The organism is Aurantimonas manganoxydans SI85-9A1, from assembly GCF_000153465.1.
Taxonomy (GTDB): domain Bacteria; phylum Pseudomonadota; class Alphaproteobacteria; order Rhizobiales; family Rhizobiaceae; genus Aurantimonas; species Aurantimonas manganoxydans.
On the sequence record NZ_CH672387.1, the window covers coordinates 1,169,647 to 1,193,672 of the forward strand.

The 24,026-nt window shown below is 68.0% G+C and carries 24 protein-coding genes and 1 riboswitch; of the genes, 16 read left to right on the forward strand and 8 right to left on the reverse strand.

Features of this window, described 5'->3' with window-relative positions:
- The first annotated feature begins 19 nt into the window (after positions 1 to 19).
- The 3 genes from SI859A1_RS05485 to SI859A1_RS05495 all read left to right on the forward strand — a co-directional run bounded on the left by SI859A1_RS05485 (position 20) and on the right by SI859A1_RS05495 (position 3,218).
- Positions 20 to 691: a TetR family transcriptional regulator gene (locus tag SI859A1_RS05485; protein WP_276324887.1), complete on the forward strand. Its 672-nt coding sequence runs from the start codon at positions 20 to 22 to the stop codon at positions 689 to 691.
- Between the two features lie 269 nt (positions 692 to 960).
- The gene (locus tag SI859A1_RS05490) at positions 961 to 1,785 is read left to right on the forward strand and encodes a ferredoxin--NADP reductase (protein WP_009208852.1); all 825 of its coding nucleotides are present in this window, start codon (positions 961 to 963) and stop codon (positions 1,783 to 1,785) included.
- A 293-nt stretch (positions 1,786 to 2,078) separates the two neighbouring features.
- Positions 2,079 to 3,218: a CaiB/BaiF CoA transferase family protein gene (locus SI859A1_RS05495; protein ID WP_040326319.1), complete on the forward strand. Its 1,140-nt coding sequence runs from the start codon at positions 2,079 to 2,081 to the stop codon at positions 3,216 to 3,218.
- Positions 3,219 to 3,245: 27 nt separating this feature from the next.
- Here the strand turns inward: SI859A1_RS05495 and SI859A1_RS05500 are convergent, their stop codons facing one another.
- The 4 genes from SI859A1_RS05500 to SI859A1_RS05515 form a co-directional block, all read right to left on the reverse strand.
- Positions 3,246 to 3,947: an ABC transporter ATP-binding protein gene (locus SI859A1_RS05500; RefSeq protein WP_040325364.1), complete on the reverse strand. Its 702-nt coding sequence runs from the start codon at positions 3,945 to 3,947 to the stop codon at positions 3,246 to 3,248.
- Entirely contained in the window at positions 3,940 to 4,719 is a 780-nt protein-coding gene (locus tag SI859A1_RS05505; protein ID WP_040325365.1) for an ABC transporter ATP-binding protein, read from the reverse strand. Before SI859A1_RS05505 ends, SI859A1_RS05500 begins: the two co-directional genes overlap by 8 nt.
- Entirely contained in the window at positions 4,716 to 6,593 is a 1,878-nt protein-coding gene (locus SI859A1_RS05510) for an ABC transporter permease (RefSeq protein WP_009208855.1), read from the reverse strand. Before SI859A1_RS05510 ends, SI859A1_RS05505 begins: the two co-directional genes overlap by 4 nt.
- An 87-nt stretch (positions 6,594 to 6,680) precedes the next feature.
- Complete coding sequence (locus SI859A1_RS05515; protein ID WP_009208856.1) at positions 6,681 to 7,892, reverse strand: ABC transporter substrate-binding protein; 1,212 nt, start codon at positions 7,890 to 7,892, stop codon at positions 6,681 to 6,683.
- A gap of 234 nt (positions 7,893 to 8,126) precedes the next feature.
- On the opposite strand from SI859A1_RS05515, the gene minC reads away from it, so the two are divergent.
- From minC to SI859A1_RS21830, 4 genes are all read left to right on the forward strand, one after another.
- The gene (minC, locus tag SI859A1_RS05520; protein WP_009208857.1) at positions 8,127 to 8,879 is read left to right on the forward strand and encodes a septum site-determining protein MinC; all 753 of its coding nucleotides are present in this window, start codon (positions 8,127 to 8,129) and stop codon (positions 8,877 to 8,879) included.
- Between the two features lie 31 nt (positions 8,880 to 8,910).
- On the forward strand, positions 8,911 to 9,726 hold the full coding sequence (gene minD / locus SI859A1_RS05525; RefSeq protein WP_009208858.1) for a septum site-determining protein MinD: 816 nt from the start codon (positions 8,911 to 8,913) through the stop codon (positions 9,724 to 9,726).
- Positions 9,723 to 9,986, forward strand: coding sequence for a cell division topological specificity factor MinE (gene minE, locus SI859A1_RS05530; protein WP_024348772.1), 264 nt, complete (start codon positions 9,723 to 9,725; stop codon positions 9,984 to 9,986). Before minD ends, minE begins: the two co-directional genes overlap by 4 nt.
- 61 nt (positions 9,987 to 10,047) lie before the next feature.
- A complete protein-coding gene (locus tag SI859A1_RS21830; protein ID WP_169513611.1) occupies positions 10,048 to 10,197 on the forward strand; it encodes a hypothetical protein in 150 nt (49 codons plus the stop codon).
- A gap of 142 nt (positions 10,198 to 10,339) precedes the next feature.
- Here the strand turns inward: SI859A1_RS21830 and SI859A1_RS20765 are convergent, their stop codons facing one another.
- Entirely contained in the window at positions 10,340 to 10,864 is a 525-nt protein-coding gene (locus tag SI859A1_RS20765) for a DUF4760 domain-containing protein (protein ID WP_009208859.1), read from the reverse strand.
- A 642-nt stretch (positions 10,865 to 11,506) separates the two neighbouring features.
- Positions 11,507 to 11,713, reverse strand: a complete 207-nt coding sequence (locus SI859A1_RS21335; RefSeq protein ID WP_148233749.1) for a hypothetical protein — start codon at positions 11,711 to 11,713, stop codon at positions 11,507 to 11,509.
- A gap of 156 nt (positions 11,714 to 11,869) precedes the next feature.
- Positions 11,870 to 12,124, forward strand: a riboswitch (cobalamin riboswitch).
- A 127-nt stretch (positions 12,125 to 12,251) separates the two neighbouring features.
- Here SI859A1_RS21335 and SI859A1_RS05535 point away from each other — a divergent pair.
- The 7 genes from SI859A1_RS05535 (at position 12,252) to bla (ending at position 20,432) form a co-directional block, all read left to right on the forward strand.
- Positions 12,252 to 12,893, forward strand: coding sequence for a HupE/UreJ family protein (locus SI859A1_RS05535; protein WP_009208861.1), 642 nt, complete (start codon positions 12,252 to 12,254; stop codon positions 12,891 to 12,893).
- Positions 12,883 to 13,419 carry a bifunctional adenosylcobinamide kinase/adenosylcobinamide-phosphate guanylyltransferase gene (gene cobU, locus SI859A1_RS05540; RefSeq protein ID WP_009208862.1) on the forward strand — a complete coding sequence of 179 codons (537 nt, stop codon included), beginning with the start codon at positions 12,883 to 12,885 and terminating at the stop codon, positions 13,417 to 13,419. The genes SI859A1_RS05535 and cobU overlap by 11 nt, the downstream gene beginning before the upstream one ends.
- A gap of 4 nt (positions 13,420 to 13,423) precedes the next feature.
- Complete coding sequence (gene cobW, locus SI859A1_RS05545) at positions 13,424 to 14,509, forward strand: cobalamin biosynthesis protein CobW (protein WP_009208863.1); 1,086 nt, start codon at positions 13,424 to 13,426, stop codon at positions 14,507 to 14,509.
- Positions 14,510 to 14,520: 11 nt separating this feature from the next.
- The gene (gene cobN, locus SI859A1_RS05550) at positions 14,521 to 18,303 is read left to right on the forward strand and encodes a cobaltochelatase subunit CobN (protein ID WP_009208864.1); all 3,783 of its coding nucleotides are present in this window, start codon (positions 14,521 to 14,523) and stop codon (positions 18,301 to 18,303) included.
- Positions 18,304 to 18,324: 21 nt separating this feature from the next.
- Positions 18,325 to 18,765: a GNAT family N-acetyltransferase gene (locus SI859A1_RS05555; protein ID WP_009208865.1), complete on the forward strand. Its 441-nt coding sequence runs from the start codon at positions 18,325 to 18,327 to the stop codon at positions 18,763 to 18,765.
- 1 nt (position 18,766) lies between these two features.
- Positions 18,767 to 19,405, forward strand: a complete 639-nt coding sequence (cobO, locus tag SI859A1_RS05560) for a cob(I)yrinic acid a,c-diamide adenosyltransferase (RefSeq protein WP_009208866.1) — start codon at positions 18,767 to 18,769, stop codon at positions 19,403 to 19,405.
- A gap of 127 nt (positions 19,406 to 19,532) precedes the next feature.
- On the forward strand, positions 19,533 to 20,432 hold the full coding sequence (bla, locus tag SI859A1_RS05565) for a class A beta-lactamase (RefSeq protein WP_009208867.1): 900 nt from the start codon (positions 19,533 to 19,535) through the stop codon (positions 20,430 to 20,432).
- Between the two features lie 125 nt (positions 20,433 to 20,557).
- Here the strand turns inward: bla and SI859A1_RS05570 are convergent, their stop codons facing one another.
- Positions 20,558 to 20,881: a hypothetical protein gene (locus SI859A1_RS05570; RefSeq protein ID WP_040325367.1), complete on the reverse strand. Its 324-nt coding sequence runs from the start codon at positions 20,879 to 20,881 to the stop codon at positions 20,558 to 20,560.
- Positions 20,882 to 21,444: 563 nt separating this feature from the next.
- Positions 21,445 to 22,116 (reverse strand): nucleoside triphosphate hydrolase, encoded by a 672-nt coding sequence (locus SI859A1_RS05575; protein ID WP_040325368.1) that lies wholly within the window; start codon positions 22,114 to 22,116, stop codon positions 21,445 to 21,447.
- Between the two features lie 182 nt (positions 22,117 to 22,298).
- Between SI859A1_RS05575 and SI859A1_RS05580 the strand changes: the two genes are divergently transcribed.
- The gene (locus SI859A1_RS05580) at positions 22,299 to 23,267 is read left to right on the forward strand and encodes a ring-cleaving dioxygenase (protein ID WP_009208870.1); all 969 of its coding nucleotides are present in this window, start codon (positions 22,299 to 22,301) and stop codon (positions 23,265 to 23,267) included.
- Positions 23,264 to 23,917 carry an alpha/beta hydrolase gene (locus SI859A1_RS05585; protein WP_009208871.1) on the forward strand — a complete coding sequence of 218 codons (654 nt, stop codon included), beginning with the start codon at positions 23,264 to 23,266 and terminating at the stop codon, positions 23,915 to 23,917. Before SI859A1_RS05580 ends, SI859A1_RS05585 begins: the two co-directional genes overlap by 4 nt.
- Positions 23,918 to 24,026 lie beyond the last annotated feature (109 nt).

Here is a 24,026-nt window from a genome sequence, read left to right on the forward strand (position 1 = left end):
CAGCAAGGGAGGCACGGACTTGAGACGCACCAAGCAGGATGCCCTGCAGACGCGCGAGGCGATTCTCGACGCTGCCGAGACGCTGTTCTACGAAAACGGTGTGGCGGCGACGACCCTCGGGCACATTGCCGCGAGCGCCGGCCTGACGCGTGGTGCGATCTACTGGCACTTCTCCAACAAGCTCGAACTGTTCCGGGCGATGCAGGAGCGCGCGAAGCTGCCCCAGGAAGAATTCTTCGACGAGCAGGCCTGTGCCGGCCGGCGGTCGCTGCAGGACCTCTACGAGAACACGCTGGAGGCGCTCGGCCATCTGGAGCGCGACGAACGGACGCGCAAGATTCTGACCATTCTCCTGTTCCGCTGCGAATATGTCGGCGAGATGCAGGACGCCATGCTGCGCCGGGCCGACGCCGAGGCCACCATGCACAAGGCGATCACCGGCATCTTCGCCGCAGTGCAGATCCGCGGCGAGCTGAAGCACGAATGGCAGCCGAAGGAAGCGGCCACCGCCTATGTCTGCGCGGTGAGCGGGGTGATCTCGGAATGGCTGCGCTCGGATCGCGGCTTCGACCTGACCGGGGTCGGCGCGCGGGTGGTGCGCAGCGTGATCGCGGGATTTGCCTGTTCGAGCGCGCGGGTCGCGTGCCTCGAGGAGATGGCGGAGGCGCGAGCCGCGGCGAACCTGAACTGAGGGGAGGACGGACGCACGCGCCGCATGGCGCCTGCGGCGAATGTTTTCCCCGAACAATGCCGATATTTGGAACGTGCGACGCTGCATTGCGGGACGCGGGGTTCTATCTTCCAGCACGACTGCGATGTAGGCACGGGGCAAGGATGCTGTCCGGCCTGCCATTCTCCCGACAGCCGGGACCCGATCAATCGTGACGCGGCATCTGTCGTCGCGCGCACCGGACAAGGCCGTCTCGCGCGGTCGCGGACCATGAAAAGGAACGACGCCTGATGAGTTCTCTCGCCCAACAGCCGGAGCATTCGCCGGAGCCTGCCTTCCCGATTCCCGCCGGCGTCTTTGCCGAGACGGTGACCAAGGTCACGCACTATACCGACAGCCTGTTCGCCTTCCGCATCACCCGGCCGCAGAGCTTCCGCTTCCGCTCGGGCGAGTTCGTGATGATCGGCCTGCCGAACGCGGCCAAGCCGGTCTATCGCGCCTATTCCATCGCCAGCCCGGCTTGGGACGAGGAGCTGGAGTTCTTCTCCATCAAGGTGGCGAACGGTCCGTTGACCGAGCATCTGCAGAAGATCCAGGTCGGCGACACGGTGCTGATGCGCAAGAAGCCGACGGGCACGCTCGTCCACGACGCGCTGAAGCCCGGCAAGCGGCTGTTCCTGTTCTCGACCGGAACCGGCATCGCGCCCTTCGCCTCGGTGATCCGCGACCCGGAGACCTACGAGAAGTTCGACCAGGTGATCCTGACCCAGACCTGCCGCGGCAACGCCGAGCTGGCCTATGGCCGCGAACTGGTGGAGACGTCGAAGGCCGACGAGCTGATGAGCGAGTTCATCGGCGACAAGCTGATCTTCCACGCCAGCGCGACCCGCGACGGCGAGACGCGCGGCCACCGGATCACCACGCTGATCGAGAACGGCAAGCTGTTCGAGGATCTCGCCATCGCGCCGCTCAACCCCGAGACCGACCGGGCGATGATCTGCGGCTCCATGGCGATGCTGAAGGATACGGAAGCGCTGCTGGAAGCCCGCGGCTTCGAGGAGGGCGCCAACAACAAGCCCGGCACCTTCGTCGTCGAACGCGCCTTCGTGGACTGAGGACAGCGCCTCCGCTGCCAGGAGCGGCGCGCGTTGACCGACGACTTCGAACGGGTCGATCATCTGCGGTTTCCCCGCAATGAAGGACCTGCAGGAACGGATGTATTCCGAATGCTTGGGCGCATCAGTTGAATTTGAATGTCAGCTGTTAGCGTGTCAGCGTAAGTCCGGGGTGTTGTTGGCCCGAAGTCCCTCGTCAATCGGCATGCGCGGCTGCGGAGCGGCCCTCGGAGCAGGGGCGAGCGGCGCTGGTGCAGCTTGACAGCGCCGGCGCCGGGCGGCACGCCGACCGGATGACGCACGCACCCCATGCCGGACTGAAGGTCCTGGAACTCGCCCGCATCCTGGCCGGCCCGTGGATCGGCCAGACGCTCGCCGATCTCGGCGCCGACGTGATCAAGGTCGAGAGCCCGGCGGGCGACGACACCCGCGGCTGGGGGCCGCCCTTCGTCGAGCGGGACGGCGAGCGCACGGCGGCCTATTTCCACGCCTGCAACCGCGGCAAGCGCTCGGTGGTCGCCGATTTCGGCACCGAGGAGGGGCGGGAACTGGTGCGGTCGCTGGCGGCCGAGGCGGACGTGCTGATCGAGAACTTCAAGGTCGGCGGGCTGGCGAAGTTCGGCCTCGATTACGAGAGCCTGAAGGCGATCAATCCGCGCCTCGTCTATTGCTCGGTCACCGGCTTCGGCCAGGACGGCCCCTATGCGGGCCGGGCCGGCTACGACTTCATGATCCAGGGCATGGGCGGCATCATGAGCCTGACCGGCGACCCGGCGGGCGAGCCGCAGAAGATCGGCGTCGCCTTCGCCGACATCTTCACCGGACTCTACGGCACTATCGCCATCCAGGCGGCGCTGGCCGACCGGGAGCGGACCGGGCGCGGGGAATATGTCGACATGGCACTCTACGACTGCATGGCCGGCGTCCTCGCCAACCAGGCGCTGAACTTCTTCGCCACCGGCGCCGCGCCGTCGCGGCTCGGCAATGCCCATCCCAACATCGTGCCGTATCAGGTGTTTCCGGTGGCCGACGGCCATCTGATCATCGCCTGCGGCAACGACCGGCAGTTCGCACGGCTCTGCGCCGTCCTCGACCTGTCGCAGCTGTCGGACGATCCGCTCTACGCCACCAACGAGGCGCGGGTCGCCAACCGGGACGCGCTGACGCCGATTCTGGCCGGGGCGATCGCCGCCTGGCGCCGCGACGATCTTCTGGCCGCTTTGGAGCCGGTGGGCGTGCCGTCGGGGCCGATCAACGATGTCGCGGACGTCTTCGCCGATCCGCAGATCGTCCATCGCGGCATGCAGATCGCGCCGGGCGGCATGGCGGGCGTGCGCAGCCCGATCACCTATGGCGAGGCGGAACTGTCGCTGGAGCGGCCCGCGCCGAAGCTCGGCGAGCACCAGGGCGCGGGCTTCGGCGACGGCGGCTGACCGCGCCGGCGGACAGGGCCGGGCTGCTCAGACGGCGAGGTGGCTGGAGACGATGTCGGGATCGGCTTCCATCTTGGCGAAGCTGCCGGTGAAGCGGACGGTGCCGGTCTCGATGATCACCGCACGGTCGGCGATGGCGCGGGCAAAGCCGAGATTCTGCTCCGACAGAAGCACCGACAGGCCTTCGCGCTTGAGGTCGCGGATCGCCGCGGCCATGGCGTCGACGATGACCGGCGCGATGCCCTCGGAGGGTTCGTCGAGCAACAGGGTCCGCGGATTGCCCATCAGGGTGCGGGCGAGGCTGAGCATCTGCTGTTCGCCGCCGGACAGGCGCCCGCCCTTCTGGCCGCGACGTTCGCCGAGATTGGGGAAGAGGTCGAAGAGCCGCGCCGGCGTCCATGGGGTGTCGGCATCGGCGGCGACGCGGCGGCCGACCTCGAGGTTCTCCGAGACCGTCAGATCCTTGAAGATGCGCCGGTCTTCCGGGACGTAGCCGAGGCCCAGCCGCGCGATGCGGTAGGGCGGCAGGCCGGTGATGTCGGCACCGCGATAGCGCACCGAGCCGCGGCGCGGGCGCACGAGGCCCATGGCGCTCTTCAGCGTCGTGGACTTGCCGGCGCCGTTGCGCCCGACAAGGGCGACGATCTCGCCTTCGTTCACGGTCAGCGACACGCTGTGCAGGATATGGGCGTCGCCGTAGAAGCTGTCGATCGCTTGCAGTTCAAGCATTTGGCGAGACTTGTTCAGTGACTGATTCCGGTGCGCCGCCGCCGAGATAGACGGCGCGGACCGTCGGGTCGGCGCGGATCGCATCCGCGGTGCCTTCGGCGATGACGGCGCCCCGGTTGAGCACCACGATGCGGTCGGCATGGGCGAAGACGACATCCATGTCGTGCTCGGTGAAGAGGACGCTGAGGCCGGTGTCCTCGACGATGCCGCGCACCAGCGCCATCAGGGCGGTGCGCTCGCGCGGCGCCATGCCGGCGGTCGGCTCGTCCATCAGCAGAAGCCGCGGCGATGCGGCCAGCGCGACGGCGAGCTCCAGCCGCTTGACGTCGCCATAGGCAAGCTCGGCGGAGGGGCGGTCGGCGGCCTCGGACATGCCGACAATGGCGAGCAGCCGGTCGGCCTCGACCCGCTCGGCGGCGACGGCGCGGGAGAAAAAGTCGAAGCGGCGATTGCGATGGGCGAGAAGGGCGGTCTGCAGGTTTTCGCGCACCGTCATGGAGGTGAAGGTCTGGGTGATCTGGAAGGTGCGGCCGACGCCGCGCCGCGCGATGCGGCGGGCCGGCAGGCCGGCGATCTCGGACCCGAACAGCCGCACCGAGCCGCGATCGGGGCGCAGCTGGCCGTTGAGCATGTTGAAGGTGGTGGATTTTCCGGCGCCATTGGCGCCGATCAGGGCGAGCATCTCGCCCGACGCGACGTGAAAGCCGACGTCGTCGACCGCGACGACGCCGCCGAAGGTCTTGCTCAGACCGCGGATCTCCAGCGCGTTCATGCCGGCGCTCCGGAAGGCGCCGCTGCGCGGCGGCGTGCGAGGCCGGCCAGCGACCGCAGGCCGCCGGCGATGCCCTGGGGCGCCAGAATGCAGACGGCGAGGATGATGACGCCGAAGATCGACCGCCAATAGGGCAGCCGGCCAACCCAGTCCTCGATGCCGACGAAGATCGCGGCGCCGGCGATCGGACCCGACAGTGCCTGCACGCCGCCGATCAGCACCATCAGCAGGGCGTCGACGGACTGGCCGACTGCCAGGATGGTGGGAAAGACGCTGCCCTTGGCGAAGACGAAGACCGTGCCGGCAAGCGCGGCGAAGAGGCCGGCGATGACGAAGGCGGCGAGCTGGCGGCCGCGCACGTCGAGGCCGATGGCCTCGGCGCGCAGGGGCGAGTCGCGGGTGGCGCGCAGGAGATAGCCGAAGGGCGCATGGGCGATGCGGCGGATCAGCAAGAGGCCGACGGCGCACAGGCCAAGGGCGATCAGGTAGTAGACCGTGCGGGAGGCGGCGAAGCGGTCGGGCCAGACGCCGAGAATGCCGTCGTCGCCGCCGGTGACATCCTGCCATTGCAGGGCGACGGCCCAGAGGATCTGGGCGCCGGCAAGGGTCAGCATGGCGAGATAGACGCCGGACAGCCGCACGCAGAACCAGCCGATGACCAGCGCCCCGAGGCCGCCGGTGGCCACGCCCAGCGCCATGGCGGCGAACATCGGCAGGCCGAGAGCCGTGGCGGCCAGCGCCGCGCCATAGGCACCGAGGCCGAAGAAGGCGGCGTGGCCGAAAGAGATCATGCCACCGAGGCCCATGAAGAACTGCAGGCTGGCGGCAAAGAGCGCGGCGACGAAGAAATCGGTGAGCAGGATCAGGGCAAAGCCGGATTCGACCAGCGGCAGCAGCGCGAATCCGGCAACGGCGAGGACGACGAGGATGGTCACCATGCGGCCGGGCAGCCGCAGGGTGGCGCCGCGTTCGGCCGGGGCCGGCGCAACGAGGGCGGCCTGGCCGAACAGGCCGTAGGGCCGCACCACCAGGATCGCCGCCATCACCAGGAACGGCAGGACGGTGGCAAGGGTCGGAAACCACAGGAGGGTGAAGGCATTGAGGACGCCGATCAGGATTGCCGCCGCATAGGCGCCGCCGATCGAGCCGAGCCCTCCAACGACGACGATGACGAAGGCCTCGACCACCACGTCGAGATCGAGGGCGAGGCTGACCGCCTCGCGTGGGGTCTGGAGGGCGCCGGCAAGGCCGGCGAGGAAGGCGCCGAGCATGAAGACGGTGGTGAACAGCCGCGCCTGGTCGATACCGAGCGCGCCGGTCATCTCGCGGTCCTCGGTCGCAGCGCGGACCAGGGTGCCCCAGCGGGTGCGGTTGAGGACCAGCCAGACGGCGGCGAGGACGACCGGGCCGGCGGCGATCAAAAGGAGGTCGTATTGCGGCACCGGCTCGCCGAAGATCCGCAGGGCGCCGCCGAGGCCCGGGGCGCGGGGCGCGAGCAGATCTTCCGGACCCCAGATCGCCAGCGCTACATCCTGGATGACGAGGAGGACGCCGAAGGTGGCGACGAGCTGGTAGAGTTCGGCGGAGGCGTAGAGCCGGCGCAGGATGACGATCTCGATCAGCCCGCCGATCAGCGCTACCGCGACCGCCGCTGCGAGCATCCCGCCCCAGAAGCCGAGAAAGCCGGTCGGCAGCCAGGTGACGGCCGAATAGGCGACATAGGCGCCCAGCATGAACAGCGAGCCGTGGGCGAAATTGACGATGCGGGTGACGCCGAAGATCAGCGACAGGCCGGCCGCCACCAGGAACAGCGACGACGCGTCGGCAAGGCCGGCCAGGAGCTGGGCGAATACGAAGCCGAGCGTCGTCAACACCGTCTCCTCGTTGGGGATGGACGCCAGCGCGCGGCGACCGGAGGGGTCACCGCGCGCTCGCGTCTGTGCGCTGCCTGTGCGGCCGGCCTATTCGGCGGGGCGAAGCTTGCGGGCGTCCTCGGGCGACGGCAGGTAGTCGGCGCCGTCGGCATACCGCCAGTCGACCATGACGCCCTGGCCATCGCGCACCGCCGTGCGGCCGACCCAGGCGCCCATGGTGGACTGGTGGTCGGCCTCGCGGAAGGTGAAGGCGCCGGACGGGGCGTCGGGAACCTCGAGGCCCTCGAAGGCGGCGATGAGCGAGTCGGCGTCGGTGGCGCCGGCTTTCGTCAGGGCGGCGGCGAGAGCCTTCATCCCGTTGTAGCCGACCAGCGAGCCGGCATAGGGATGCTCGCCGTATTTCGCCTCGTAGGCCTTGCGGAAGGCGTCATGCTCCGGCGTGTCGATGTCGTACCAGGGGTAACCGGTGACGATCCAGCCTTCGGGGGCCTCGGCGCCCAGCGGCTCCAGATATTCCGGCTCGCCGGACAGGAGCGAGGCAACCTCGCGGCCGTCGAACAGGCCGCGAATGTCGCCCTCGCGGACGAATTTGGCGAGGTCGGCGCCGAAGGTGACGTTGAAGATCGCGTCGGGCTTCATGGCTTCAAGGGCGCGCACGGTGGGGCCGGCGTCGAGCTTGCCCTGGGGCGGCCACTGCTCGCCGACGAACTCGACGTCGGGCTTGCGCTTCTTCAACTCGGCCTTGAAGGCGGTGACGGCATCGGTGCCATAGGCGTAGTTCGGCGCAATGGTCGCCCAGCGGGTGGCGTCGAGCTTGGCGGCCTCTTCGGCCAGCATCGCGGCCTGCATGGCCGTCGAGGGGCGCAGGCGGAAGGTGTAGCGGTTGCCCTGCGACCAGACGATGGCGTCGGCCAGCGGCTCGGTGGCCAGATACGGCACCTGGCGCTGTTTGGCGAAGTCGGTGAGGGCGAGGCCGACATTGGAGAAGAAGCCGCCCCATACGATCGCGACGTCGTCGGAAGCGACGAATTCCTCGGCGATGCGGATGGCGTCGGCGGGCTTGCCATTGTCGTCGCGGCTGACGACCGCGACCGGCCGGCCGTCGATGCCGCCGGCGGCGTTGATCTCTTCCAGCGCCAGTTCCCAGCCCTTGCGATAGGGACCGGTGAAGGCGGGCAGGGTGGTGTAGCTGTTCATCTCGCCGAGGGTGATCGGCTCCTGGGCGAGGCCCGGCGTGGCGAGCCCGGCGAACAGGCCGAGGGCCCCTGCGAGCGTGGCGAACATCCGTCCGGTGATCATGGCAAGTCCCCGTGTCTGTGGCCGCAGGCCCCGGTCTTAAGGGCCGACCCTGCCCCGGCGTCATGGCCGAAAGCGGCTGCCATCGCAAGGCCACACGGACGTCATAGCCCCGCAGGGGCCGTATCCGGACACGGCAAATCGCCGTGTCCGCGTCAGCCCGGCGCAGGCTTTGAGGCTTAATCTCCGGTTAACCGACGTCCGATTAGATCGCCCAGCAACCGAAAATTAACGCAGATGACCAAAGCGCTAACAGACACCCGTCCGATCCGCCTCAAGGGCCGCTCCTTCCTCGCGCTGGTGCTGTCCCCCGAGCTGCCGTTCGACAGCTGGCTGGCTCGCCTCGACGATCTGGCCGCCCGTTCGACCGGCTTCTTCCTCGGTCGTCCCATCGTTCTCGACGTCGAGGGCCTGGACATCGACCAGGCGCAGCTGAAGGAACTGATCGGCGAACTCGGCGAGCGCAGTGTCCGGATCATGGGCATCGAGGGCGCCCGCGCCTCGCTGCTCGGCTTCGGCATGCCGCCGGCGATGAAGGGCGGACGCCCGGCCGACGATTTCGAGGCGCCGGCCGCACCGGCTCCCGCGAGCGCGCCGGCCAGCCCTGCCACGAAGGCCGAAGCGCCGGCCCCGCGGCCCGAGCCGCAGCCGGTCCGGGCGATGCCGTCGATCATCATCCACGAGCCGGTGCGCTCGGGCCAGTCGGTGATCTTCCCGGAAGGCGACGTGACCATTCTCGGCTCCGTCGCGTCCGGTTCGGAGATCGTCGCGGGCGGCTCGATCCACGTCTACGGCACCCTCAGGGGCCGGGCGATGGCCGGCTCGGTCGGCAACGCCTCGGCCCGCATCTTCTGCCGCAAGCTCGAGGCCGAGCTTCTGGCGATCGACGGCCTCTACAAGATGGCCGACGACATGAATCCTGCACATCGCGGACAGGCCGTGCAGGTCTGGCTCGACGGTGACACGCTGAAGACGGAAATCCTGGTCTAGCCGGCGGCCGACCAGCATACAGGAGAACGAGATGGCAAAAGTAATCGTGGTGACCTCGGGCAAGGGAGGCGTCGGCAAGACGACCTCCACGGCAGCGCTCGGCGCCGCACTGGCACAGCGGGGCGAGAAGACCGTCGTGGTCGATTTCGACGTCGGTCTGCGCAATCTCGATCTGGTCATGGGTGCGGAACGTCGCGTCGTCTATGACCTGATCAACGTGGTGCAGGGCGACGCCAAGCTGCCGCAGGCGCTGATCCGCGACAAGCGGCTGGAGACGCTGTTCCTGCTGCCGGCCTCGCAGACCCGCGACAAGGACAATCTCACGTCGGAAGGCGTCGAGATCGTCATGAACGAGCTGCGCGAGACCTTCGACTGGATCATCTGCGACAGCCCGGCCGGCATCGAGCGCGGCGCGACCCTGGCGATGCGCCATGCGGACGTCGCGGTCGTCGTGACCAACCCGGAAGTCTCCTCGGTGCGCGATTCGGACCGGATCATCGGTCTCCTGGACGCCAAGACCGCCAAGGCCGAGCGCGGCGAGCGGATGGAGAAGCACCTGCTTCTGACCCGCTACGACCCGAACCGGGCCGAGCGCGGCGACATGCTGAAGGTCGAGGACGTGCTGGAGATCCTGTCGATCCCGCTCCTCGGCATCATTCCCGAATCGATGGACGTGCTGCGCGCGTCCAACCTCGGCACGCCGGTCACGCTGGGCGACGCCCGCAGCGCACCGGCGCTGGCCTACACCGACGCCGCGCGCCGCCTGGCCGGCGAGACCGTTCCCATGGTGATCCCGGGGGAGAAGCGCGGCCTGTTCGGCAAGATCTTCGGACGGAGAGCGGCATGAGCCTTTTCAGTTTCTTCAGCAAGCAGAGCTCGGCGCCGATGGCGCGCGAGCGCCTGCAGGTCCTGCTCGCCCACGAGCGCGCGACGGTCGGCCATTCCGATCTGGTCGGGCTCCTGCGCGAGGAGATTCTCGCGGTGATCGCACGGCATGTCCATGTCGACCGCGAGAAGGTGATCGTGAAGATGGATCGCGGCGAACAGGTCTCGACCCTCGAGGTCGACATCGAGATTCCCGTGACCGCGAGCGTGCGGGCCGCCTGACGGTGCCCGCCCCAACCCGCGGCGGGATCCCCGTCGCGGAACCGGCAAGAAGGAGAACACCATGAGCCGAGTGACCATGCTCGAGCGGCTCAAGGAGCTGCAGAAGACGCCGAAGTTCCAGAACCGCGACATCCGCACGATCAGCGCGATCCTCTCCAACGAGGCGCTGGCCAAGCATGTGGAAGCCTGCGAGCAGTCGGCGGCGCGCTGAGCCGAGCGCCTGACATGCATCGAGGCCCGGCTGCAGGAAACTGCGGCCGGGCCTTTTGCGTTCGCGCCGCGCACGGCATGCAGATCCCGGCCGTGTGGCGAATTTTGTAGTATCTCAGTTCGAGAGTGGATGCTGTTATAGGTCAGTCGCGTTCCGCATCGAGCTTCCCGTAGAACGGACGACCGCGAACCCGCTCGACAGCCCGAGTAAATGCATTCGGTGGCTTTTTATGCCAGCGCCGATGAACCCACTCTAAATGCTCGTAAATCGTCATGCGTTTCCGCCCATCGCGGAGGTGCCATATGTAAGCTTCGCAACAGGTGTAAAGGGCAACATACGTTCCGCGCTCGCTGTCTTTTACGAGTTTTTCGTCAAAGTCACCGTTGCGGAGTCCCGCGGAAACAAATTCGTAGTGATTCAAAATATCGCGAAAATTCGCACGGAGATCCTCGTCTGCCCCATTCAAAATGTCGGGTGGGCATTTTCCTGCTTTTAGATGAGGCGCGATTTTCGCGCGCGCTTCAAGAAAACGTGCGTTAAAATTCGTTTGCAGAATTACATTAATCGTATGCTGTTTTTTCGCTAGCGTACGTGCACGCCGCGCCGCATAAAGCCAGCCTGTCGTTGCAAGCGCTGCCACGATGAGAATCGCGTATTCAGGAGTCATTAATTTTTTTTCAATGGCAATGATTTACGTGTTTGCATATGTGTAGGCGTGAACCTACGGTGATCATAGACCGAGGGAGGTCAAGGATGACAAGAGAAAACGATCCGGGTTTCTGATTTGCAAAACCCCGCCAATTGGCGGGGTTTTCGCACTCGGGCATTCTCCCTGTAAGACCCACGCCGTTCTCGCTTGGGCACAACTGTCTCCATCGTCTCGGCAAGGTCCGTCCATTGACCGTAGAATTGCGGTAATGCGAGCGGCCATCGCTGGCGATATTTTTAGCGTCTTGCGAATGCTGTTGCAGCTATGCCAAGCGGTGTAGAGTGATGCCACCTGCATGTGGTTCTCGAGTTCTTGGAGAATGCGTTAGCCGGTGCGTTGGTATCCGCATGGTGAGCTTCTGCTGTTCCAAATAGGACGTGTTTACCGAAGCAATATCGGGATCATCTGCGATGCGGTCCTTGCGCGCTCTGATGCACTTCTGGCAGTCATGTTCTTTGCGCGAGCGACAGTACCCTGGCCCCATCTCTTGCACAGCCTGATCTTACTGTCCTCGACCGTAAGGTATTCCGGTTACTAGCCGTCGCGAACTGCATTAGGCGAACGGCGTTGCCGACCACAACGGCAGGCCTCATAGCACCTCTAGGTCCTGTCGGCATTTTTACTCGCCCCATTTTCGCAGAGGGCCAGATTGGTCTTGCCAAGCTCGCTGAAAAATAGGTTTGCAATTTTCGCGGCGTCAATGTCGTCGATCACCGGGCCCCTAGTGCCGTCATTCCTTGGAATGCCTTCAGCGCACTCATGATGAATTCGCTCTGCTAGCCGTTTCCTAAAATCTTCCCGGGTCATTACGTCTCCCTTTCTTTCCACTGAGCATACCGGAAGCGAGCGCCGGTTGAAGGGCGCAGCTTGAGCCGCGTATACAAACTGAGACACTACGGTAAATTGGCTTGCGTCGCGCCGGCCGATCGCTAGTCTGCGAGGTGATCGGATTCGACGCTTGCGCCGGGTCCGTCGAAGGATGGTTCCCCCGCTGCCACGCGGCAGGGGCGAAGAGGGAATGCGACGGGCCGACCCAAACAGGGGGCCCATATCGCAGCCGACCCCGCGACTGTAGAGCGGCGAGGTCTTCACCACCGGGATGCGTCGGGCCGTCAGGCCAAGCGGAACCGGCCAAAGCCACTGGAGATGTCTCCGGGAAGGCCAGGCGAAGACCGACGACCCGCGAGCCAGGAGACCTGCCATCCACGTGCGACGTCTACGGGACGGGATGTTCCTTCAGGACCTGTGTTTCGATCCGGCGGCCGTCGTGCCGCGGAGTATCGGGGAAACGCCGGTTTTCCAGGACTATCCGCGTCCGTTCCAACAGGACACGGGAGTTGTCTTCATGCCTTTCCGCAATCGTTTCGCCGTCACGGCGCTGCTGTCCCTGATTCCGACCGCGGCCTTCGCTCACCACCCCGGTGGTGGCATGGCGCCGCAGAGCATGGCCGACGGCCTACTGTCGGGTCTCGCCCACCCGGTCATCGGGCTCGACCACCTGGCCTTCATCATCGGTGTCGGCCTGCTGGCCGCGCTGACCGCGCATCGCTTCGCCGCGCCGCTCCTGTTCATCGGCGCCACCGTCGCCGGCACGCTGCTGCATCTGATGGCCTTCGATCTGCCGGCCGCCGAATTCGTCGTCGCCCTGTCGGTCGCCGGCATCGGCATCCTCGCCCTGTCCGGCCGTTCCTACGGCATGCTCGCGATCGGTTCGCTCTTCGCCGTCGCCGGCCTGTTCCACGGCTATGCCTATGGCGAAGCGGTGGTCGGTTCGGAATCCGGCGCCGTCGTCGCCTATCTGATCGGCTTTGCGGCCATCCAGTATGTCGTCGCGGTCTCGGCCGGCTTCATCGCCGTGCGGCTCCTCGGCAGCGGCCTGGCCGCCCGCGAGAATTTCGGCCTGCGAGTGTCGGGCGGCGTCGTCGCCGGTGCCGGGGCGATGATCCTCGGCGAGCAGCTGCTGGCGATCGCCGGTCTTGCCGGCTGAGGCCGGCGCGACCGACCGCCTCGTCCTCGTTCTCGGCGGCGCGCGCTCGGGCAAGAGCGCCTTCGCCGAGCGCCGCGTCGGCGAGAGCGGCCGCGTCCCCGTCTATATCGCGACGGGGCAGGCCTTCGACGCCGAAATGACCGCCCGGATCGACGCGCACAAAGCGCGTCGGCCGGCGCCGTGGCGCACCGTCGAGGCGCCGCTCGATCTCGTCGCGACCATCGAAGGCGAGGCGGCGCAGGACCGGGCGCTGCTGGTCGACTGCCTGACGCTCTGGGTGTCGAACCTGATGCTCGCCGAACGCGACGTCGATGCGGAGGCCGACCGGCTCGTGGCCTGCCTGAAGGGCCGGCCGCCGGGGCTGATCGTCTTCGTCTCCAACGAGGTCGGCCTGTCGATCGTCCCCGAAAACGCCATGGCGCGGCGCTTCCGCGACCACGCCGGGCGTCTCCACCAACTTGTCGCGGCCGCATGCGACGAGGCGATCTTCGTCGCCGCCGGCCTGCCGCTCACCCTGAAAGGTTGAAGCCTTGCAGAAGATACCAGCCACTGTCGTCACCGGCTTTCTCGGCGCCGGCAAGACGACGCTGATCCGCAACATGCTGCAGAATGCCGGCGGCCGGAAGATCGCCCTGATCATCAACGAGTTCGGCGATCTGGGCGTCGATGGCGACATCCTGACCGGTTGCGGCATCGAGACCTGCACCGAGGACGACGTGGTCGAGCTGACCAATGGCTGCATCTGCTGCACCGTCGCCGACGACTTCATCCCGACCATGACCAAGCTGCTCGCCCGCGACCGGCTGCCCGATCACATCGTCATCGAGACCTCGGGGCTGGCGCTGCCGCAGCCGCTGGTCGCCGCGTTCAACTGGCCCGAGGTCAAGACGCGGGTGACGGTGGACGGCGTGGTGACGGTCATCGACACCGCGGCCGTTGCCGCCGGACGCTTTGCCGACGACGAGGCGAAGGTCGCGGCGGCGCGGGCCGCCGACGAGAGCCTCGACCACGACAATCCGCTGGAAGAGCTGTTCGAGGACCAGATCCGGGCGGCCGACCTGATCGTCCTGAACAAGGCCGACCTCGTCGACGCGGCGACGCTGGAGCGGGTGCGCGGCGAGATCGACAGCCAGTGCGCCGAGGCCGTGAAGATCGTCACGGCGGAAGGCGGCGTGCTGCCGACCGACGTCCTGCTGGGCCTGTCCGCCGGAACGGAGGATCTGATCGCGGATCGCAAGTCGCATCACGAGCTCCACCATGAAGGCGAGGGCCACGATCACGACCATGACGAGTTCGAGAGCTTCGTCGTGGAGGCCGGACAGGTCGCCGATCCGAAGGCCTTCGCGGAGGGGCTGTCGGCGGTCATCGCCGGCCACGACATTCTGCGGCTGAAGGGCTTTGCCGACGTGCCGGGCAAGCCGATGCGGCTGGTCGTGCAGGCCGTCGGCCAGCGCATCGAGACCTATTTCGACCGGCCCTGGAAGCAGGGCGAGAGCCGCGCCACGCGGCTGGTCGTCATCGGCCTGCATGACGGGCTGGACGCGGCGACCTGCGGGACGATCCGGGCGACCATCCGCGCCCTGACCGACGGAGCGGCGCAGGCGGCGGCGGAGTAGGGCCCAGTCTCGTGCATCTCCTCCTTGCCCAGAAAGGCACGATCGACGATGGCGGCGAGGCGGTCGATCTCGGCCAGACGCCGGCCGACATCGTCGTTTTGTCGGCCGCCGACACGGAGATCGCGGGTCTGGCCGGTGCCGCCGGACGGCTGGGCGCAACTGCCCCGTCGCTGCGGCTGGCGAATTTCCTGCGGCTGAAGCACCCGATGTCGGTCGACGCCTATGTCGGCCGGACGCTGCGCCATGCGAAGCTGGTGGTGGTACGCATTCTCGGCGGCGCGGCCTACTGGCCCTACGGGTTGGACGCGCTGCTGGCCAATGCCCAGGCGACCGGCGGCCATCTGGTCGTGGTGCCGGGCGACGACAAGCCCGATCCGGGGCTCGATCGCTACAACACGCTCGAAACCGGCCAGCGCGACCGGATGTGGCGCTATCTCGTCGAGGGCGGGCCGGCGAATGCGGAGAATTTCCTGCAGGCGCTGGGCGCGGTCCTGTCGAACGGGGACTGGCCGCCGGAGGCGCAGCCGCTCCTGAAGGCGGGCAGGCTGGAACTGGCGGGCGTCGAGGCGGAGGCGTCGCGGCCGGCAGTCGCTCCGGCGCTGCACCCGGACTTCCCCCGCGAATCAGTGGCGGCGGCGCGCACGCGGCCGCTGGCGGCGATTGTCTTCTACCGGGCGCTGATGCAGAGCGGCCAGACCGAGCCCGTCGAGGCGCTGGCAAAGGCGATGGCGCGGCAGGGGCTCGACGTCCTGCCGGTCTATGTCTCCAGCCTCAAGGACCCGGTGTCGATCGAGACCCTGCGGGCGCTGTTTGCCGAGCGGGCGCCGGACGTCGTGGTCAATCTGACCGGCTTCGCCGTCTCGTCGCCCGGCGGCGAGCGGGTGCCGACGGTGCTGGAGGAAGGCGGGGCCGTCGTCCTGCAGGCGGTGCTGGCGAGCGGCGCGCGCGAGGCCTGGGAGACGTCGTCGCAGGGACTGTCGGCGCGCGATCTGGCGATGAATGTCGCCCTGCCGGAAGTGGATGGACGCGTGCTCGGCCGGGCCATCGCCTTCAAGTCGGCGGGTGACTGGGATGCGCTGACCCAGACGGACATCGTGGCGCATCGCTCGCTGCCGGACCGGGTGGATTTCGTCGCCGAACTGGCGGCGCGCTGGGGCCGGCTGCGGACCAAGCCCGCAAAGGCGCGGCGGGTGGCGATCCTCCTGGCGAACTACCCGAACCGGGACGGGCGGCTCGGCAACGGCGTCGGTCTGGATACGCCAGCCGGGACCATCACCGCCCTGAGCGCCATGGCAGCGGCCGGCTACGATGTCGCCGATGTGCCGGCGACGGGCAACCGGCTGATCGATCATCTGATGGCCGGGCCGACCAATGCCGGGACGGCGGCGCGGGAAATCCGCGAGACGCTGGCGCTCGAGACCTATCGCGTGTTCTTCGACGGCTTGCCGGAGGCGGTGCGGGCGGCGGTGACGGAGCGCTGGGGCGCGCCGGAGGCCGATCCGTTCTTCCTGGCCGACCGGGACGCGTTTACCCTGCCGCTGGCGCGGTTCGGCGAAACGCTGGTCGGCATCCAGCCGGCGCGGGGCTACAATATCGACCCCAAGGAGACCTACCACTCGCCGGACCTCGTGCCGCCGCACAATTACCTGGCACTTTATGCCTTCCTGCGGACGCAGTACGATGCCGACGCGGTGATCCACATGGGCAAGCACGGCAATCTGGAATGGCTGCCGGGCAAGGCGCTGGCCCTATCCGAGGCCTGTTTTCCCGAGGCGGTGTTCGGGCCGCTGCCACATCTCTATCCCTTCATCGTCAACGATCCGGGCGAGGGCACGCAGGCCAAGCGCCGCACGAGCGCGGTGATCATCGACCATCTGACGCCGCCGCTGACGCGGGCCGAAAGCTACGGGCCGCTGCGCGACCTGGAGGCGCTGGTCGACGAATATTACGAGGCGGCCGGCAGCGATCCGCGGCGGCTGGAGCTGCTGAAGGGCCAGATCCTCGATCTCGTCCGCGACATCGGTCTCGACCAGGATGCCGGCATCGCGGAAGGCGAGGCCGAGGATACGGCGCTGGAAAAGCTCGACGCCTATCTGTGCGACCTGAAGGAGATGCAGATCCGCGACGGGTTGCATGTGTTCGGCGTCGCGCCGGAAGGCCGGCTGCTGACCGACCTGACCGTGGCGCTGGCCCGGCTGCCGCGCGGCAGTGCGCCGGGCGACGGCTCGCTGCACCGGGCGATCGCGGCGGATCTGCTGGGAAGCGATGGCGGCGAGGAGGAGGACTTTGATCCGCTGGATTGCGACATGGCGGCACCCTGGACCGGGGCGCGGCCCGACGTGCTTCAGCAGCTGTCGGCCGACGCCTGGCGCACGGCCGGCGACACGGTGGAGCGGATCGAATGGCTGGCGGCGCGGCTTGTCACCGGCGAGGCGGCGGCCGAGCCCGGCTGGACCGCAACGGCGGCGGTGCTGACAGAGGTCGAGACACGGCTGGCACCGGCGGTGACGGGATCGGGCCCGGCGGAGATCGCGGGACTTCTGGCCGGGCTTGCCGGCCGCTTCGTTGCGCCGGGACCGTCGGGCGCGCCGACGCGGGGACGGCCGGACGTGCTGCCGACCGGGCGCAACTTCTTTTCCGTCGACACCCGCGCCGTGCCGACCGAGGCGGCCTACGATCTCGGCCGGCGTTCGGCGGAGCTTCTGGTGACGCGGCATCTGCAGGACGAGGGCGACTGGCCGCGATCGATCGGGCTGACCGCCTGGGGCACCTCCAACATGCGCACCGGCGGCGACGACATTGCCCAGGCGCTGGCGCTGATCGGCGCCCGGCCGGTCTGGGACCGGGCCTCGCGGCGGGTCACCGGCTACGCCATCGTGACGCTGGCCGAGCTCGGCCGGCCGCGGGTCGACGTGACCCTGCGCATCTCGGGCTTCTTCCGCGATGCCTTCCCCGACCAGATCGCGCTGTTCGACCGGGCAATCCGGGCCATCGGAGCACTGGAGGAGGAGGCGGCCGACAATCCGATCGCGGAGCGGATGCGGGCCCAGCGGCAGGCGCTGGTAGCCGACGGCGTCGACGAGGCCGAGGCTGCGCGGCGGTCGGGCTTTCGCATCTTCGGCTCCAAGCCCGGCGCCTACGGGGCGGGGTTGCAGGCGCTGATCGACGAGAAGGGCTGGGACGACCGGGCGGATCTGGCCGAGAGCTACATCGTCTGGGGCTCCTATGCCTACGGGGCGGATGCCGCGGGCGAGGCGGACCGGGCCGGCTTCGAGCAGCGGCTGTCGGGGATCGAGGCGGTCGTCCAGAACCAGGACAACCGCGAGCACGACCTTCTGGATTCCGACGATTACTACCAGTTCGAGGGCGGCATGACGGCGGCGGTCGAGCAGGTCTCGGGCGACCGGCCGGTGGTCTATCACAACGACCATTCGCGGCCCGAGCGGCCGGTGGTGCGCACGCTGGACGAGGAGATCGGCCGGGTGGTGCGGGCCAGGGTGGTCAATCCGAAATGGATCGCCGGCGTCATGCGCCACGGCTACAAGGGCGCCTTCGAGATCGCCGCAACGGTGGACTATCTCTTCGCCTTCTCGGCGACCACGGGCGCGGTGCGCGACCATCATTTCGAGGCGGTGTACCGGGCCTTCGTGGTGGACGAGCCCGTGCGGGACTTCATGCTGGACAACAATGCGAGCGCCTATCGCGAGATGTGCGACAAGCTTGCCGAGGCGATCGACCGGGGCCTATGGATACCGCGCTCGAACTCCGCACGGGCGGAGCTGGGTGCCGGATGACGGACCGCAGGAGGCGCGCGCATGGACATCCGCCAAGTGGAGATGGCCGACGACGAGACGCGCAGCCGCATCGTGGCGCCGCTGGCGGAGCTGGCGACGCGTGCCGATTTCGCCATGTCGCCGCGCTTCCTGACGCTGGCGCTGAGCGATGCGGCGGGCATCGACGGCGGCCTGATCGCCCAGATCTACTGGAACTGGCTGCATATCGAGGTGCTGGCGGTGCCCGAGCGCCATCGCGATGCGGGGCTGGGCCGGCGGCTGGTCGAACGGGCCGAGGCGATCGCGCGCGACGCGGCGCTGCGCGGCGTCTGGGTCGACACCTATTCGTTCCAGTCGCCCGGCTTCTACGAAGCCATGGGCTATCGCCCCTTCGGCCGGCTGCCGGACTATCCGGAGGGCGAGGAACGCATCTTCTACGCCAAGATCTTCGGCGACCAGACACAGACCGCAGGGGAGGCCTGACATGAACGACAAACCCAAGATCACCGACGGCATGTCGGACGCCGAGCTCGACGCCCGGCACGCCGAGAAGATGAAGAAGAAGAAGGCGGCGCGCGACAAGATCATCGCCACCAAGACGATCGAGAAGGGGCTCGTCATCGTCCATACGGGCAAGGGCAAGGGCAAGTCGACGGCCGGCTTCGGCCTGGTCTTCCGGGCGCTGGGCAACGGCATGAAGGTCGCCGTCGTGCAGTTCGTGAAGGGCAAGTGGGAGACCGGCGAGCGCAAGGTGCTGGAAAAGTTTCCCGACCAGGTGACGATGACCGCCATGGGCGACGGCTTCACCTGGGAGACTCAAGACCGGCAGCGCGACATCGCGGCGGCGAAGGCCGCCTGGGAGCGGGCCAAGGCGCTGATCATGGACGACGAGCACAAGCTGGTGCTGCTCGACGAGTTGAACATCGTCCTGCGCTACGACTATCTCGACCTTGCCGAGGTGATCGAATTCCTGAAGGGCAAGCCGGAGATGAAGCATGTCGTCATCACCGGCCGCAACGCCAAGGACGAGCTGATCGACTTCGCCGACCTCGTCACCGAGATGGAAATGATCAAGCACCCGTTCCGCTCGGGCGTGAAGGCGCAGCTGGGGATCGAGTTCTAGGGTCACCCATCGGCCTGTGGATGGCGCTCACGCGCGCAGCGTTCCGCCTCCATTTCGACACAAGCCGGCCGTTGATCGCCCCTGTCCAACGGTTGCAGAGGCAACCGAGTATTGCGTGGGGATGAAGATGAAGAGTTTTTGCCGGACGGTATCACGTCGATCGGTCCTGTCGGCTGCGGTGGTCATGGTCGCGCTGTGCGCGGGACCTGCGGTCCGAGCCGAGGACGCCACGGCGCGCCTTGCGGACACGGTGCAGGGGCTGGAGGAGCGGCTGGATGCCCGCATCGGCATCTTCATCCGCGACAGCGGCAGTGACTGGCAGTGGGGGCACCGCGAAGACGAGCGGTTCCTGATGGCCAGCACCTTCAAGTCGGTTTTGTGCGGGGCGGTGCTGGAGCAGGCCGAACAGGGAGCGCTGGCGCTCGACGAGCCGGTGAAGATCCGGGCGGAGGATATCCTCAGCTATGCGCCGGTGACCGAGACGCGGCAGGGCAGCACGATGACGATCGGCGAACTCTGCCTGGCGACGGCGGACATGAGCGACAATACCGCCGCGAACCTGCTTCTCGACCGCCTCGGCGGTCCGCAGGCGGTGACCGCCTTCCTGCGCGGCATCGGCGACGCGGTGACCCGGCTCGACCGGACCGAGCCCGATCTCAACATTTTCGCCCCCGGCGATCCGCGCGACACGACCAGCCCGAAGGCAATGGCGACGAGCTGGGAGACCATGCTGGTCGGGGACGGATTGCGCCCGGCATCGCGCCAGCAACTGCGCGAATGGATGCGCCATGGCGGCGTGACCGGCAAGCTGATCCGCGCCAGTACGCCCAAGGACTGGGAGGTCGTCGACAAGTCCGGCGGCGGACAAACCCATACGCGCAATCTGGTGGCGATGCTCACCCCGCCGGGGCGTGCGCCGATCTTCGTGGCGATCTATCTGTCCGACTCGCCGGCAGATTTCAGCACGCGCAACGCCGCAGTCGCCGAGATCGGCGCAGCCATCGTCCCGGTGATCGCGGTGCGTTGAGGATGGCTGCGGTCGCGCTCGATCCCGGCCGCGCTCGTGTTACGTCGCTGCGCCGACGCGTCTGGGAGGTGCCGGCGCCCGTGGCGGCGGGCGGGTGGGGCCGGCGCAGCGATAGCTGGGTCGTCCTACCTGTTGCGGTCGCGCTCGGCATCGAGCTCGGCGGCGCGGCCACGGGTGGCGGCGAAGGTCGAGCTGGAGACCGCGACGCGGACGGCCGGCCGGGTGCCGTTGGTGGCGACCCTCACCAGAACCGCGGGGACGGCGGCCACGGCGAGTTCGGGCTGGTCGCTGGCGTGCAGGGTGGCCCGCGCCTCGTCGTCGAGATCGAAGCCGAGCCTTTCCATCGTGGCTTCGGGCTCGGCCTCCAGGGCCTTGCGGACTTCCGGGTCGGTCAAGATCTGTTGCAGGGCCTTCACATCGGTGTCTTCGCCCTTCTGCAGGTCGGTCATGTCACTGCTCCCTTGTCGTGGACGCCGTGGAGATGTCGCAGGGGAACGCCGATCCGTTCGCCCGGCGGGGCCGCTTTCGTATCCGGCATCGATGGAACGGTCCCTGCGGGGCCGCTCGCCAGACGCGAGCCTGCAACGGGCAGGAATTACATTGGGCGGAATCAACACAAGATGGCAATATACAGCAATTCAACCTAAGATGGAAGACGCCTGACGTGATATCTGACGCAAGGTGAGACATGGCCGGTCCGCAGCAGCCAGGCACCGTCGCCTCGCCGCATTTTCATCACCGGCTATCGCTGGCCGTGCTCGTGGTCCTGACGCTGGGCCCGTCGTCTGGCTGGCTGCGGTTCGGCCCGGAGATCTGGCCTATTACGCCCTCCGGGGCGCGGCCTGGGCGCTCGCCGTCACGGGCAAGCTGTTTCTGGCGCGAATACGGTTCGCGGAGCGCCTGATGAAGGCGGGCGTCGCCGGGGCCGGGCCCTGGCGGGCTGGGTCTATGTGGCGCTGCGCCTGACCGGCGGTGAGCGGCAGCCGGCAGGGCGCCGGTCGCCCGCGCGGCTTCAGCCGTCGTTCACCACGGTCAGGTCCGCCGGCACGCTGCGCTCCAGCACCAGCCGCATATTGGGCAGGTCGTTGCCGTCGAGCTTGGTGACGAGGGCGTCGGTGGTCAGGCCGTGGCCGAGCCAGCGATCCTTCAGCCGGCGGCGCAGGACCGGCTCGGGGACGGCGAGCATCACCGTCAGGTCGAAGCGCTGGCGCAAAGGCGCCCAGGCCGGGTCGTCGAGAAGGAGGTAATTGCCCTCGACGAGGATGATGCGGGCCGAGGGCGCGATGATGCGGGCGCCGGCGCGGGCGATCTCGATGGCGCGGTCGAAGACCGGCACGGCGACGGCGCGGCCGTCATCGGCCTTCAGCCGGTCGAGGGTGACGGTCAGCCCGTCGACGTCGAATGTGTGCGGTGCGCCCTTGCGGGGGCGGTGGCCGCGCGCGTCCAGCACGAGGTCGTCATAGTGGAAGCCGTCCATCGGCAGGATGTCGGCGATCCCCGGCGTGGTGGTGCCGGCCCCAGCGGCCGGTGGCGACGCATCGTTCAACCGATCGCGCAGATGCTCGACCATGGTGCTCTTGCCGGAGCCGGGCGCCCCGGCCAGCGCAACGATGAGGCGACGGGGATCGGTGCCCCGCCGCGCGGCAATGGCGTCGAGGATGGGGTCGAGGTCGGTGTTGGTCATGGGCAGCCTCCGGGAACAGAGGAAAGGGGGCAAACAGCCCCGATGGACGACAGGGCACTGTTCGCATCCGGACGACGGCCGTTCAACAAAGAGAAACGATTCGTCACGAACGGCGCCCTTTCAATTGTCCTGCCGAGGCCGCTTATCTTGCCCCGAGCGATCTCTTGCAACGGAGCAATACAATGACCCTTGCCCTCAAAGGCATTCATCATCTGACAGCCATCACCGCCGATGCGCCCGGCAATCTCCGCTTCTACACGGAGGTTCTGGGCCTGCGGCTGGTCAAGAAGACGGTCAACCAGGACGATACCAGCGCCTATCACCTGTTCTACGCCGACGGGAAGGCGACGCCGGGCACCGACATCACCTTCTTCGACTGGCCGGCCCAGCGAGAGACGCGCGGCAACCATGCGGTCTCGCGGACCGGGCTCCGGATCGCCGGCCGCGCCAGCCTCGACTACTGGCATGCGCGGCTGACGGAGGCCGGTGTTGCGACTGGCGCGATCACGGAGCTGGATGGCCGGGCCTCGCTCGACTTCGAGGACCCGGAAGGCCAGCGGCTGCGGCTGATCGACGACGGGGGCACCGGCGAGGCCAATCCCTGGGACGCGAGCAGCGTGCCGGCCAAGCATCAGTTCCGCGGCCTTGGGCCTATCACCATGGCGGTGCCCGACCTCGCCCGTACCGCGCCGGTGCTGACCGAGCTGATGAACATGCGCGAAGTCCGCACCTATGAAGCGGACGGCGCCAGCGTGCATGTGTTCGAGATGGGCGAGGGCGGACCGGCCGCCGAACTGCACGTGGCGGTGGACCCGTCGCTGCCGGCGGCCGGGCAGGGTGCGGGCGGCGTGCACCACGTGGCGTTCCGCGCGGCCGACGTGGAGGAACTGCACGCCTGGACCGAGCGGGTGCGCGGCTTCCGCGTGCCGTCGAGCGGCGAGGTGGAGCGGTACTATTTCCGCTCGCTGTATTTCCGCGAGCCGAACGGGGTGCTCTTCGAGATCGCCACGGACGGGCCGGGGTTTGCTGTCGACGAGCCGATGGAGACTCTCGGCGAGAGCCTGTCGCTGCCGCCGTTCCTCGAGCCCAAGCGGGCGCAGATCGAAGCCGGCCTGAAGCCGCTCGACCGCCAGGGAAAGGACAGGACATGACCCCCGAGGATTCGAACGCGCTTCTGGCCCGCCATCATCTCGGCCATGCCGGGGCGCCGCTGGAAAGCGCCAGCCGGGTCGTCGTCTGCCTGCACGGGCGCGGCGCGACGGCGGCGGACATTCTGGGCATCGCCGGGGCGATCGGTCTCGGCGACATCGCCTATCTGGCACCGCAGGCCCGCGGCGGGGCATGGTATCCGCGCCCCTTCATGGAGCCGCTCGACGCGAACGAGCCGGATCTGAGCGCCGCGCTGGACCGGATCGCGGCGATCCTCGCCGATCTCGACGCAGCGGGGATCGGGGCGGACAAGGTGGTGATCGCCGGCTTCTCGCAGGGTGCCTGCCTGTCGCTGGAATTCGCAGCCCGCCATCCGGGCTGGGTCGCGGCCGTGCTCGGCTTCAGCGGCGGCCTGATCGGGCCGTCGGTGGAGGGGCGCGAGGAGACCGGCCGGCTCGATGGCCTGCCGGTGTTCATCGGCTGCAGTGAGCGCGATCCGTTCATTCCGGCCGTGCGGGTGCGCGAGACAATTGCGCATTACAAAGCCCGCGGCGCGGCGGTGACGGCGGTGCTCTATCCGGAGCCCGGCCATACGATCAACATGGACGAGATCGGCCGGGCACGGGCCCTTCTGCAGGGTCTGGCGGGCTGAAACCGGCCTGACTCCGGCGGGACGTCGCCATCGGACGTCTCGCCGGAATCCACTGGTGTGGATCAAGTCTTCGGCATAGGATGAACCCGGCGGACGTCCGCCGGGGAGA